Source organism: Hyphomonas sp. CACIAM 19H1, assembly GCF_003325995.1.
In the GTDB taxonomy this organism is placed as follows: domain Bacteria; phylum Pseudomonadota; class Alphaproteobacteria; order Caulobacterales; family Hyphomonadaceae; genus Hyphomonas; species Hyphomonas polymorpha.
The window spans coordinates 962,453-976,117 of sequence record NZ_CP016437.1 but is presented as its reverse complement, the minus strand read 5'-3'; the positions used below and the strand labels follow the sequence as shown (position 1 = coordinate 976,117).

General features: G+C 60.2%; 9 protein-coding genes and 1 pseudogene. 4 read left to right on the top strand and 6 right to left on the bottom strand.

Going from position 1 to position 13,665, the window contains the following annotated elements:
* Positions 1-419 precede the first annotated feature (419 nt).
* From BBF93_RS04745 to traG, 3 genes are all read right to left on the bottom strand, one after another.
* Positions 420-2,138 carry an ABC transporter ATP-binding protein gene (locus BBF93_RS04745; protein ID WP_114105144.1) on the bottom strand — a complete coding sequence of 573 codons (1,719 nt, stop codon included), beginning with the start codon at positions 2,136-2,138 and terminating at the stop codon, positions 420-422.
* Positions 2,139-2,444: 306 nt separating this feature from the next.
* Entirely contained in the window at positions 2,445-2,864 is a 420-nt protein-coding gene (locus BBF93_RS04740; RefSeq protein ID WP_114105143.1) for a ribbon-helix-helix protein, CopG family, read from the bottom strand.
* A 1-nt stretch (position 2,865) separates the two neighbouring features.
* Entirely contained in the window at positions 2,866-4,818 is a 1,953-nt protein-coding gene (gene traG, locus BBF93_RS04735) for an IncP-type conjugal transfer protein TraG (RefSeq protein WP_114105142.1), read from the bottom strand.
* 388 nt (positions 4,819-5,206) lie between these two features.
* On the opposite strand from traG, the gene BBF93_RS04730 reads away from it, so the two are divergent.
* From BBF93_RS04730 to BBF93_RS04720, 3 genes are read left to right on the top strand one after another with little or no spacing between them, the layout of a single operon-like run.
* Entirely contained in the window at positions 5,207-5,713 is a 507-nt protein-coding gene (locus BBF93_RS04730; protein WP_114105141.1) for a curlin-associated protein, read from the top strand.
* A 59-nt stretch (positions 5,714-5,772) separates the two neighbouring features.
* Complete coding sequence (gene csgH, locus BBF93_RS04725) at positions 5,773-6,174, top strand: curli-like amyloid fiber formation chaperone CsgH (RefSeq protein ID WP_114105140.1); 402 nt, start codon at positions 5,773-5,775, stop codon at positions 6,172-6,174.
* Positions 6,175-6,183: 9 nt separating this feature from the next.
* Positions 6,184-6,684: a hypothetical protein gene (locus BBF93_RS04720; protein ID WP_114105139.1), complete on the top strand. Its 501-nt coding sequence runs from the start codon at positions 6,184-6,186 to the stop codon at positions 6,682-6,684.
* 49 nt (positions 6,685-6,733) lie between these two features.
* Here BBF93_RS04720 and BBF93_RS04715 read toward each other — a convergent pair.
* From BBF93_RS04715 to BBF93_RS04705, 3 genes are all read right to left on the bottom strand, one after another.
* A protein-coding gene (locus BBF93_RS04715) for an IS3 family transposase (RefSeq protein WP_114105138.1) occupies positions 6,734-7,884 on the bottom strand; the annotation gives its coding sequence in 2 pieces (ribosomal slippage) (positions 6,734-7,635 and positions 7,635-7,884; 1,152 coding nt in all).
* 522 nt (positions 7,885-8,406) lie between these two features.
* Complete coding sequence (locus BBF93_RS04710) at positions 8,407-10,365, bottom strand: nuclease-related domain-containing protein (RefSeq protein WP_233349275.1); 1,959 nt, start codon at positions 10,363-10,365, stop codon at positions 8,407-8,409.
* Between the two features lie 597 nt (positions 10,366-10,962).
* Entirely contained in the window at positions 10,963-12,708 is a 1,746-nt protein-coding gene (locus BBF93_RS04705) for a DUF3363 domain-containing protein (protein ID WP_162786404.1), read from the bottom strand.
* Between the two features lie 432 nt (positions 12,709-13,140).
* Between BBF93_RS04705 and BBF93_RS04700 the strand changes: the two are divergent.
* A pseudogene (locus BBF93_RS04700) lies at positions 13,141-13,665 on the top strand (IS66 family insertion sequence element accessory protein TnpB); the annotation flags it as partial.

Here is a 13,665-nt window from a genome sequence, read left to right as displayed (position 1 = left end):
TGCGCGACCATTTGCTCCGCAGCACCACAGACATCAACGCCAAGACACTAACGCCGCTCAGGATGGCTGCCTCTGCCAGGAAAGAGGCTTCGCCCAATCAATGAGTCGCTCCAAGGACGGTTCCGGAATGATTGCTTTGATAGCTGGGCGAGAACAGGGGTCCAGCCAGCTTCAGCTTGGCGTTTGGTCAGTAGGCCTATGGCTGCCACTATCTCGAGAGTGCGTTTGATCGCGCACTCCGATCAGCCTCTCCCAGCAGCTTTCCTGCCGCTTGCGAGCCTGATACGCTGGCTTTCTAGTCAGTCGATTGAATATCTAGCTTTGAGGGCGGAACTTCACTTGACCACGAAAACGGATCGGAGCCACGACCACCGTGGCATCTGCCGCCGCCGCTCAATCGATGCTTGCTGAATGCATCCTCAGTCCGACTGAACTTTCCACATCCGGGCATAGGCGCCCTCTTTTGAAATCAGGTCCTCGTGAGTCCCAGTTTCCACAACGCGCCCTTGCTGAAGCACCACGATCAAATCCATGCCTCTCACCGCTGCAAGCCGGTGCGAGGCAAGGATCAGGGTGGCGTCGCCGATCCCACGGAACAGTTCTGCCAGAATGGCAGATTCGGTCATCGGATCGAGGGCTGACGTCGGCTCGTCGGCCAGGACCAGCCGGCAGCTCCGGAGCAGCGCCCGGCCAATAGCAAGCCTCTGCCGTTCTCCCCCAGACAGCCCCCCTGAGCCATCCCCCGTGACCAGGTGGCCGAGTTGCAACCGGCCAAGCATCTCCTCGGCGACTTCACCTCGAACATCCGTATCCGGAAAGCCTAGGTTGAAGGCGAGACTGTCCCGGAATAGGCCCGGCTGCTGAGGGATAAAGGCTATCTGTTGGCGGAGGTCCTCCAAATTGTATTCTCCGAGCGGCACACCATCAATTTGTACCCCGCCGCCAGAGGGTATCAGAAATCCCGGCACGAGCCGCAACAGCGTCGATTTTCCGCTGCCCGACGCGCCAACCAGCCCCACGCGCATACCTGGCCGGATGTGGAGGGAGATGTCCTTCAGAACGGCGTCGCCCGCCCCAGGCCGATAGCTGACGGATGTGAACGACACCGCCATACCGCCGTTTGCGAGAAGACAGACCTTGCGGACCCCAGCGCCTTCGGGAGGCTCGCGAAGAATATCTCCCAGACGTTCGATAAAGGCTGCGCCTTGCCCGATATCTCGGGCGGCATAGCCCAGCATCTCAATGGGCCGGACGATTTGGATCATATACGCGCTGATGAGCAGGAAAGCACCGGGCGTCATCTCACCGGTCCCGACCCGGTCCTTACCCATCCAGAGCACTGTGAGCAGACCCGCAGAAAAGATCAGGGTCACCAGCATTCCGTTGCGGAGCCGTACCGAATAGAAGCCCCGCCAACTCTGCCGGGCCTCCCCAAGGGAGTGATCCATCCGGGTGAGGATTGCTCGCTCGCCCGCCAGCGACTTGACGGTCTCGATATTGAGAAGGCTGTCTGCCAGACGGGCAGTAACCTCGATCCACGCCGCCGACACATCCCGGCTCGCCAAGAGCACCCGCGCTGCCCCGCCCCCAAAGGCCACAGCGTAGAGGAGCCCGCAAAGTACAAAGACAGACAGAAAGGCCAGATCGAGTTCACTGGCAATAATGGCGGCGATCAGGAAGATTTCGAGAAGGCCGGGCAAGAGGGTGAATACGCCGTGCAGCAACAACAACCGGTAGCCTTGCAGGCCATTCTCCAGGATCTGCACCAGCGCGCCGGGAGAGCGGGCCTGCACAAAGGCCAGTGGCAGCGACAGCGTGTGACGGACGACTGAGAGGGTGAACGTCCGAATAATATCCTGCTCTGCCCGGCCGTAGAAGAATGACCGCCCCTCAGCGGTGATCCGGACAAGCCCCAGCGTGCCCGCATACAGGCAAACCAGCAGCGCGGCGGACGGTGCGCCTTCCGTCAGGCGATCGACCAGGCGCGCCAGCAGAAGCGGCGCGGCAGCTGACAGACCAGCCCCCACAAAAACACACAGAATTGCCAGAACCAGCGCCCCAAGGCTCCGCCGATCGAGCGCGCCGATGAGAGGCCTCAAAGGCAGCTTCACACCCTCTATCCGCAGCCGTCTCACCATTCAGGTACGTTATCTTAAATTGCAATGTATTTCTACTTTAAGATTTTCCTCCAGGCGAACCCGTAAGGCGGGCACTTAGTCGCGTTTCCGGCGGGGGCCCTAAGGCCGCGTGCTATGGTTCGGGCCAGCGGTCGCCCCCCCCATTCCGAACCAATAATTTGACCCGCCACTTGACCGCAACGGCACCGATTGATTCAGTTATGCGAAAATCAGTTCTGATACGGACCAGTTAGGAGGGCGGCATGCATTCGACCGCCCACAAGCAGCAAGGGCCCTGTCACCATGCGCTTTCGTTGCTGAACATACTCAAAACCCTTCGCTGCCGCCGAACAGCCTCGTCAGTCTTTTGGACAAGACCTCTCCCCCTGTCAGCTTCCGGGCAACCTGCCCTATGAAGTGCTCAAACCGTCGCTGCCCAAGCGCATGCGCAATCTCACGCTCACCCTCCGGAATGGGATCCGTACGCGTCAGCCAATAGAGGACGAACTGGCCGAGCGTTTCCAGCGACAGGGCCAAATCCCGTTCGATCTCGCCCTGCCTCACTTCAAAGTCATCAAGCCGCGCGAGCAACCTATCTTCGAGTCCATGCCGCATCTCCGGCTCAAAATATTCCTGCAAGGCCTGCTCGATGATTGCGTTCTTCGTCACGCCCGGCCGGCGTGTCGCTTCCTCAAGCTTGTGATGCAGATCAGCCCGAAGGCGCAGATTGAGACGCGGCTTGCCCATGTCAGAAGTCCGGCAGGAAATCACTGCCACCTTTATCGAGCCCGTTTGCCCGCCGGATTGTCCTGGATTGGGGATCCTCTTCGAACGGGCTTTCTTCGTCCACATCCGGCACGGCCTCACTCCTGTCGATGCCTGGCAAATCTTGCTGCACCGGCCCGAGTTCCGGCTCCAGCATCAGGCCGCCAACGCTGCCAGCCCCACCTCCGCCACCCTGCCCGCCAGGCCCAGACTTGCGCGACCCCGCATGCCCCCAATCCTGCGGCCCTCCCTCTTCCGCGCGATCCGGCGAGGCGGCCGGGAGGACCCGCCGCAGGAAGTTGCCATCCTCGAAGTAGCGCAGCTTCTTCGCGCGCACGGGCGGCACGCCGGAGACCATCACGATTTCATCAGTGGCCGGTAGCTGCATGATTTCTCCCGGCGTCATCAAGGCGCGCTGTGTCTCCTGCCGCGACACCATCATGTGCGACAGCCAGGGCGCGAGCCGGTGGCCGGTGTAATTCTTCTGGGACCGCAGCTCGGTTTTCGTGCCGAGAGCCTCGGAGATCCGTTTGGCGGTGCGCTCATCATTGGTCGCAAACGCCACGCGCACATGGCAATTGTCCAAGATTGCATTATTCGGACCATACGCTTTCTCGATCTGGTTCAGGGACTGCGCGACAAGAAAGGCCCTCACCCCATACCCCGCCATGAAGGCAAGGGCGCTCTCGAAAAAGTCGATCCGTCCGAGCGCCGGGAATTCATCCAGCATCAGGAGCAGTTTTCGCCGGGAGGGATCAGGTTCCTGCTCGGTCAGGCGGCGCGCAATCTGGTTGAGGACGAGGCGCATCAGGGGCTTAGTGCGGGATACATCCGAGGGCGGACAGGCGAGGTAAAGGGACAAGGGCCGCGCCCCACCCACGAGATCTTCGATCCGCCAGTCACTCACGGACGTCACCTCAGCCACAATGGGGTCCCGGTAGAGACTGAGGAAACTCAGCGCCGTCGAGAGCACACCGGAGCGTTCATTCTCTGACTTGTTCTGCAGTTCCTGCGCCGCCTGGGCGACGACAGGGTGCGGACATGTTCCCAGGTGCAGCGTCGCCATCATCCGCCGCAACGTGGCGGCGAAGGTCCGGTCAGGATCAGACAGGAACCGCGCGCAGCCAGACAAGGTCTTGTCGTCCTCTGCATAAAGGACATGCAGGATGACACCTACGAGCAGAGCATGGGCTGTCTTCTCCCAGTGGTTCCGCCGCTCGAGCGAGCCTTCCGGATCGACCAGGATATCGGCAATATTCTGAGCGTCCCGCACTTCCCACGCGCCGCGCCGGACCTCAAGAAGTGGATTGAAACGTGGGCTCTTCGGGTTGGTCGGATCAAAACGGATGCAATCAGAAAAAGTCGAGCGCCATCCCGATGTCAGGGTCCAGTTCTCCCCCTTGATGTCATGGATCACGGCACTGCCGGTCCAGGAAAGGAGGGTCGGCACGACAAGTCCCACCCCTTTGCCTGACCGTGTCGGCGCAAACGCCATGACATGTTCGGGACCGGCATGGCGCAGGTACCGGCCGCCATAACGCCCGAGGAAAACACCGGACCGGGCCCGCAGCTTATGCCGGCCAACATCCTTCGCGTTCGCCCAGCGGGCTGACCCGTAGGTCGTGACAAACCTGGCGTCTCGGCTGCGGATCACCGAACCGATCACCGCCACAAGGATCCCGAACACGCCGCCGCTCGCCGCCATCAGTCCCGCCTTTGCGAAAACCACAGGCGCATATCCCTCATAAGCGTACCACCACTGGAAAAGCCGCCAGGGGAAATAAACAGGCTGATCCCCGACACGGAACCAGGGCGCCCCAAGTGCGCCGGAATAAGCCAGGGCGCTGGCCGCCCACTGCGTGGCATACCAGTTCGTCATTACAATGACGATCAGTACAATGCCAACCTGTCCAATCAGAATTTTTCCGGGATTCATCGGTGAGACCTCCAGCTTCCAAAAGAAGCAGCATCATCCCGCAGGCGCCCAGTGCCTGCCTAGTTGGACGCCATGCATACGTATGCAGACCCATCCAATGCCTCTCCTGCAGAGCTTGATTTTGGCGATCCACTCTTGCCGCGGGGGCATCTGCAATCCCCCACAAAGCAGTCCTCCGAATACAGGATGGTCGAAGGCAGAAGTTCGCCGGGGCCATCGCGATCATAATTGCTATTCGTCTACGGAGGGAGCTCCTGACCTGCGCGGGCCGCAGACATGAACGAAGCTGAACCGGCCATTCAAAGCGCGTTCAGTGCGGAGCAGTCAATCCTGTGCGGGATCGAGCGACACTTCAACCGCGCTCGAGATGAAACCAGGAGTCTGAAACATGAAACGTCTTCTCACCACGGCCGCTGCGGCCCTGATGGTCTTCAGCCTCGGCGCCGCGCATGCCGACCCCCGCAACCGGGTGCGCGTCGACCAGTCCGGCTATGGCAACGGCGCCGCTGCCGCCCAGCAAGGCGACCGCAATGGCACCGTCATTGTGCAGGGCGGCCGCGGCCAGTATGCGCGCGGCGTCCAGTCCGGCTACAACAACTTCCTCCGCATGGACCAGTACGGCACGCGCAACAGCGTCGGCACCGCCCAGATCGGCGAGAACAACTTGGCCGTGACCGGGCAGGACGGGCTGAACCTTCGCGCTGACACGATGCAGACCGGTTATGGCAACGTATCCGGCATCGCCCAGATCGGCACCAACAACAGGGCCGTGGCAGACCAGGATGGCTACAACAACACGTCCGGCATTATCCAGGTCGGCAATGGACAGGATGTGACGGTGCGCCAGCGCGGTGAAGGCAACATCTCCGTGGTCGTGCAGAGCGGCTACAACTGACACCTCGCGCGGGGAGGCCAATGCGCCTCCCCGCAACGCTCGTCCAAGGAGACACGCGGATGAAAACCCAATTGATTGCGGCTGCGCTCGCGGTGGTCACGGCCTGCGCCGCGCCGGTCCCTTCCTCGGCCTACGCCCTGTTGCCGCCGGAGGAAGCACGCCCCGAGGCGGCACCGGCAGTGTCGGCTGACTGTTCAATCCGAGAAACGAAAACGGACAGCGGCGTGCGGCTTGAAGCCGTCGTGCGGGCGCACGCTGCAGTTTACGCAACATATGATTTCAGTGTGACGGCGCAGGGCCCGGGCGGCGGGACGGATGTGACACAAGGCGGTGAGGTCGACCTGACGGACGGCAACAGCGCCACCGTTGGTTCGGCTGAATTCTCCGGCGGGCGTTACCACGCCTTGCTGACCCTGCGCGATGCGGGCGGCGAAATTTGCTCGGCTGAAAAGCTTTCCTAGGAGACCACGATGATCCGTTCCCGCAATATGATGCTCGCGAGCCTGGCGCTCGCAATCTTTTCTGTGCCGCTGGCGGCCCACGCCGATCAGGGGCTCGGATACCCAAAGCAGTTCCGGGGCGAGCAGAGCGTGGCAGCACCGGCCGCCGTGTCCAACCGTGTCTCGGTTATGCAGCAAGGCAGCGGAAACGGCGCTGGCGTGCTGCAGACGGGCAGCGGAAACACCGCCAACATCCTGCAGTTCGGCCAGGGCAATACCGGCGTGATCACGCAGGAGGGATCGGGAAACACGGCGTGCCTCATCCAGACTGGACGCAATCTCAACGGATCCATCCGCCAGGTCAGCGACAACCAAAGCGATGGCTTTCTGCAAAACCGTTGGGGCACAGCAGCGGTCCCGGTGCAGCTGTGCTCAGCCGATACGAAACGACGGGATCTGAGAGCCTATGCGGCGCCTAATCCCCGGGCCGATGTGCGAACTCGGACGCGACCAATGGCCCAGAGGCAATAGGCACCGGAGCGGGCGAGTACCCGTGACCTGAGCCCCTCTCGTCCCTCATTCATTTCGAGAGTCTGGCCCTTTCATAGTCCGTTGGTTGAGGTGTGGCGAGCGCGCCGGGAGCGGAGCTCCCCACATGCACGAGCGACCGGCGCGCTGCGGGCGTCAGCCCGCCCAGCGATGAGTGAGGCCGGTGGTGGTTGTAGTCGTGACGCCAGCGCCCGAGCATCCTGCGGGCATGAGCGAGCGTATCGAACACTTCTTCATTGAGGCACTCGTCGCGGAGCTTGCCATTGAAGCTCTCGACGAAGCCGTTCTGCTGCGGCTTTCCCGGCGCGATGTAGTGCCAGGCGATGCCGGTTTCATTCTGCCATTCGAGGACAGCGCGACTGGTCAGTTCGCTGCCGTTGTCTGAGACGATGGTTTCAGGCCTGCCATAGAGCCGGATGCACCGGTCGAGTTCCCGCACGACGCGTGCACCGGAGATCGACGTGTCGGCAACCAGCGCCAGGCATTCCCTTGTGTAATCGTCGATTATGCAGAGCATTCGGAACCGGCGAGCGGGACCGAACACATCTGAGACGAAGTCGAGGCTCCAGCGCTTCGACGGACCATCCGGCACCGGCATGGGTTCCCGCGTTCCCGTGGCGCGCTTGCGGCCCCGGCGACGCTTCACAGCAAGCCCCTCCTCCTTGTAGAGACGTCTCAGCTTCTTCTGGTTCATCACGATGCCTTCTCGCTCGAGCATGATGCCCACGCGCCGGTAACCAAAGCGGCGGCGCGTCGCCGCGATCTCGCGCATACGCTCGCGGATCTCCGGATTGTCCGGTTCCGCTTCCCGCCTGACGGTCTTCGGATCGACGCTGACCAGCCGGCAGGCTCGGCGCTGGGAGATGTCGTACTTGTCGATCACCTTCAGCGCCGCCGCCCGCTTGGCATGGGGCGTCGTCAGTTCTTTCCCAGCAGGTCTTTCAGGATCGACACATCCAGCATGCTGTCGGCCAGCAGCTTTTTCAGCCGGGCGTTCTCAGCCTCCAGCGTCTTCAGCTTGCGGGCGTCGGATACATCCATGCCGCCATACTTCGATTTCCATTTGTAGAACGTTGCCGCACTCACGCCATGGCGCCGGCAGACCTCTTCGGTCGCCATCCCGCGCTCCTGCTCAGCCAGGATCGCAATGATCTGTTCCTCGGTAAATTTACTCTTCCGCATCGTCTGTCTCCGTAACGACAGACTCTCCATTCAAATGCGGGACCAATTGGGTCTCAGGTCACCCGGAATCACATTTGACCTTTACGTCGGTGTTCGGACTTCGGCTGGCGGGCCGCCCTCATTCATTGAAACACTGGCAATCTGAGAGCTTTGCAGCTTCTGCTGGGACATACAAACTTGAGAGTATCGTGAGGTATCTGGGCGTTGACGTTGACCATGCGCTGGAAATCTCGACTGCCGTCGATCTGTGAGAACCTGGAACGGCAGGAAGCAAACTTCCCTGCCGTTCCACTCTCACTTCACAGGGGGCTCATTCTCGCCGGAAGGGGACGTTCGGCACTTCAGCCCCAACGTCCGACTTGGGCGCATTTTCAGACGTCGAACTATGTCGATAATCCAAGAAAAGCAGACACTAGTTGCGCGTGCGGTACGGTGGCCACTTTTTCTGCTTCTTGGCGCTCACACGGCGCTCGGCTCGCGCCACAGTTGCCGAACTGCTGATAGCGCGCTGGGGGCAGCACCCTAAGATTCTTCGTCCTCCGGCCTGTTGCCGCTTTTCAGTTCGGTAGCCGTGGATCTGAAAACTGACTGGACGTTTTTTGAATGTTCATCCTCTATCGAGCTGACCTCCCACGGATAGAGAAGCGGCAACATAGCATCGATCGGATTATCCGTGCCGACATCATTGAGGATGACGTACCAGCGGTCGGCTCTCCTGTCATATTTATGCTTTTGTCCGATGGAGTGCGCGGCGAGGCGTGATCTTTCATCTTGGCGCGCGACTATCGCATACGTAAACCCGCCGCTTCCGGTGAGCAGCGAAAAAGCCTTTATGGCCTTGCCGCGACGTACTTCTTCGCGCGTCTTTTTGATGAGCTCCGATAGTGTCTCTAGTGCGGAGCTGGAAAAATCATAGAGATCCAGTGCGAGGGCAGCTGCTATCGGATGAGTTTGTTGAAGCTCGTCCATCAGAGGCGTGACAAAAGGAAATTTAACGCGTTCCAGAATGCCCTCGGGTGGTTCGCGATCAACTTTCAGGTCTGCGGCGATCATGAAATCGTCGACGACTGTAGCGAAATCGCGATCGATTATCATCATATTAGCTTCTTCGGACAGAACGAGCTTGCTCTGTAAATGAAAGCCTATGAAATTGTATTCGCTATCGGAAATCATATTGTGGAACGCATCGGCGCGGCATTTGAGATAGTACAGGAGCTTGACTGGCGTGCGAAAGATGCGTGTGACGCAATCGAGCACACCCAAGTCCCAGATGACGGGCGCATCCTTTCCTTTACGTGAAAGCATGGCACGGGAAAGGAACGTCGCGGCCGGAAAGCCGTCGCTCAGTAAAACGAGGAGGAAAATACGCGGCAGGTCGGGGAATGTGACTTCATTCCCGTTGGGATCGACACCTCTAACGCTCGCGCGGATAAGCGCAGCGCACTCCTGAGCTTGCCGAAAGGGGTGCTGGATCGCTCCTTCGAAATCGACTTTCAGAGCTTTAGAGTCGCCAGCGCGCGCCTTCAGCGTTAAGCGCTTCGACTTGGCCTGACCAATCAGCAGGTACTCGCCGTAGACAACCAGAACGTCGATTTCGCCAACGACTTTCTTGCCCTTGTAGAGTTTTACGTTTTCAAACACATGCTCTTTACTGAACACTGTGCGGAGGATGTTTGCCGACGTTTCTTCAACGAAATAACCCCGGTTGTCGGAGGCAGTGGCGTTGTAGGCCGTGTCGCCTTGCATCCAGTAGAATGGGCTCTCGTAAAGCGACTCGATCAGTCTGTAATGGTTCGGGATGTAGACGTATTCTCCAAGGTCAATCAGCGGCGCGATGGTTACGGCGTTTACGGAGAACGGCGATACGAAATCCGCGTTCGCATTCATCGCGGGTGTCGCAAATCTGGCAAGGAACGCGGTTGCGCGTTCACCGAATTTTTCAACCAGTTCTTCTTTCGCGAGGATCAGGCTGTCTGTGAATTCATGAGCGCTGAATTTACGTCCTTCGCCCCGCATATGGCCAACCGCGCTCATCCTCTTCGTCATTTCGTGTACGATGTGCTGGCCGATGTCGGCCAACTCGTCGATCGATCCGCCAGCGTTCAATTTAAGCCAAGCTTCATCGCGCGCGTAGCGCATGCGCGCAAACTTATCGAATTGGTGGAGGTAGAAACTCTCCGCCCCGTAGTAAATCGCTTCACGCGCGAGCGGCCCGATTTCCGGTGAAAAGGAAGGCACTCCGGTTTCAGGATCGAACGTCGGGCGTGCATCCCAATTGATTGCGTCATGAAGTTCACGGCAAAGGCGGTCTACCTCCGCACCGAAGTTGGTAGACGGAGAATGAACCGTGTAGGTCCGTCCGTCTGTCGATTGAACAGCTAGCCCTAGCAGTAGTAGCAACTCGTTTTTGTTGAGCTTGTTAGTGGACCAGCGATAATCCGGATCGTCTGTGACTTCGCCTCTTTTCAGATCGACGGTCACCACCCAGTCTCTATAGATCAACGCCGAAATTTCGTGGAGCGCCCCGTCGCTTCGACACAGTTCTCCCAACTCCGAAAAAATTTCGCCGATATCTCTCGGTTTCTTTGGGCCTGTCGGCTCCACGTTTACTTCTTTCTGCGATATGGCATTAGATGCTGCGTTCCTGATCGGACTATAGCATGGTTCATGCTTTGTTCTAGGGCAATCTTGCTCGTGAGAGGAGAACAATTTCAGCAGTCGCTTTGCCGCGCTCACTCTCCGCTCGTTTGCTTAGATATCGATCCAGCTCCCATCAAATCATTCACAGTGGTCATCGTGTCCTCTGCTGTGGGGTTTTGAGGAAATGAGCACACCAATGCAACAATCGCCGGTTCGTATCGGGTGAAGTGGCATGACCGTTGTTGGGATCAAGCTGTCGTTAGTCATATCACTGTCGACCGGCCTATTAGGGCCAAAGACTGTCGGCCAAATCATGAGCTTTGAATGACTGTTCTTGCGCCCATTGCAGCCTTGCCGCCGCAAAAAAGTTGGCTTGCTGCGGCATGCGGGAAATGTTGGATCGTCAGTCCACACAAAAGTCACTTCATTCCCCACGCATCATCGATCCAATCCCCGCTCTATCCTAATCGTCCAGCTCACCCCTGCCGCCGTCCGGCTGAACGCCATTTCCCTGCCCCTGTGGCGCTCCATCTCTGGCCGCCACGGCACCAGCGCAAACTCCTTCGAATTCCCGAGCACCGCGAACCGCCCCTGCCCCAGGTCCATCACCTTCTCGAACCGGCCGTCAAACTGGTCGCCAGTCTCCATCTGGATAGCCGCGCGCCTAGTCGATGCACTGATCACGGCGAACGCTCTTTGTAATTCCATGGCGCGCAGCTTTGCGCGCAATGCCTCTCCCACCTCTTCGGCCCCGCTTTCGAGCCACTCCTTTTGTTGAAGGTAGGCAAGACGCGTTTGCCGAGCACGCGCCAGCTTCTCACCCGCCATTTCAGCGCCCTCCGTATCCAGCCAGGTCAGCCCAGCATGATGCGTCTGATCCGAGAGCGCCAACCAGGACCGGACCTCGACCTCAATCCGCCCCGTCCGCGCCGCATCATATTCGACGGCACGCACGGCATAGTCCTGCGGCACTCGCCAAACGCCATCGCTGCTGCGTTCCACAATGCGTGCGCGTCGCAAGGCTTCCAGCCGCCGGACATGTCCCTGCCGCCAGACAGGTGTTGCAGCAGGATCTGCCGCAGCATGCAGCGCGTCCGAATACACCCCGCCCGAACGCTCCGCGATCTTCAGGATGGAGGCATCCATCTCCCTCAGCTTTGGCGGCTGCTTACGGACTTCAACGATTGCGCCCTCAGGCGGGACCGCTCCCGGCTCCCGCACCCCCATGTCCACGACCCACCGGCCGCCCTCAAAATCCTCGACCACAAGGCTCCGCCGGTCCCGCAATTCGTCGTCGGGAACCGTCGCAACGACAGAACCGATCAGAACCGCTTTCTCCTCCGCGTACGGCTCGAACCACCGCAAAGTCTGATCTGCGCCCCGATCCCTGCGTTTTGCGGCGAGCACTTTCAGGATATCGCCGCGCTGTCCCAATGACTTCAGCGCGGCATCCCAGCCGGGCTTCAGAGTCCACGCGTCCTTGCCCGTTGGCAACGCGAGTCCAATCCCCTCAAGGTAACGGAGTCTCGCCCGCCTGAGCGCCGCTTCAAATTGCTCGCCCGCTCCCCTTCGGTCCCCTATCCGAATTTCGCCCTCGGAGGCCTCCGCAAGGATACCGCGATCGATCCCTGTGAACCGTTCCTGCGTCACCTCGCTCTGGCGCGCCTGCGCAATCTCCAGGTCCCGCCTTGGCCCGAGCCGCTCTGTAACGATTTCCTGCGCGCGGGATGCCATGCCCCGCCGGATGTAATCTGGCGCGATGACAAGATCCTTGCCCCGGTCGTCCTTTCCCCGGATGACGATATGCGTGTGCGGATGACCGGTATTGTGGTGGTCGACCGCCAGCCAGTCGAGGCGCGTCCCGAGGTCGGATTCCATCTGCGTCATCAGGGCCCGTGTCGTTTCCCTCAGGTCGCCCAATCTGGCCCCATCTTCGGCGGACACGATGATCCGGAATTGATGCCGGTCGCCGTCGCAGCGTTCAAGGAACCCACCCGCATCCGGCGCCAGCCCTGCACGCGTGTAAAGTTCGCCGCCCGTCCCGTCCCGCTGAACCCCATCCCTCTGGAGATAGCCGAGATGCGCCTTGAGGGCACCGCCCCCGCCCCCAGGACGTGCCCTTGCAACATAGGTCTTCACGACCACCCGGCGCATCCGGAAGGCTGGCAGTTTTCGGGGCCTCATTTCCAGGGCGCGCGCACTCGCGCCGCCTCGCCCCAAACCGGCCCCGCTGAACCGTGTTTTCCCGGCCGTGGGTCCAAGCCGTGCGGCCGCCTGCCTGACCTGCTTCGAAAAGCGATGCGCCCCGGTTCTTCCCCGGTCCCCGGCCCGCCCCAGGCGCGGGGTAAAGTCATCCGTCATGGGAAGAGTCCCTCTTAAGGATAGGACGCCCGCTAGACCTGCCCCAATCGCTGCAGATCGCCGCAACCCGGGCGCCTCGACCCGGTGCAAAGGGCACCGGAAAATCGTTGTGCAGGCAAGGCGCAAGGCAGAGCCTGGCGCCAGCTCTTTTATCTTGCCCTACCGGGTCTGCTGGTAACCGTCCGATGACTGCACATCGATTCCGGGTCGCAATAGTTCTCCATTTGGCCTTCCCTTCCTGGTGAGGAGCTGAACATGGATTTGAAACGTTTTGAGAACACCGCACACCAGAGCTATTGGAGCGTACATATTGAAGCCTGGCGTCAGAGCGGTGTGTCGCGCACCCGCTATTGCCGGGATCATGGTCTGAACCGGCATACGTTTGGGAGTTGGGTGATCTATCTGATGGGGCGCGACGAGGCGCGGAAACATGAAGAATATCAGGCCGATCTGCGCCGTGAACAATCCCGCAGGAACCTCGAAAAAGGCCGTTCCAGCAAGCGCCAATGCGTGCGGTTCGGGGCGCGTACGGACACGCGTAGCCGCGCCGTTCAGGCCTTCTGGGCGATGCACCTGGAAGCGCTGAACTGGAGCGGAATGAGCCTTCGCCAGTACGCGTCCGCCCTGAACCTTTCCCGGCATGCCCTGCAAAAATGGCGCACGCGGCATGAAGATGGCGAACTGGAAATCGACTGGCGGTCACAGCTTCATCCCTCTGCCCGTCCGCGCGTTAGAGATAGTGCTAGCACTAATGTCGCGGAAACCGCCTTGACAGCACGG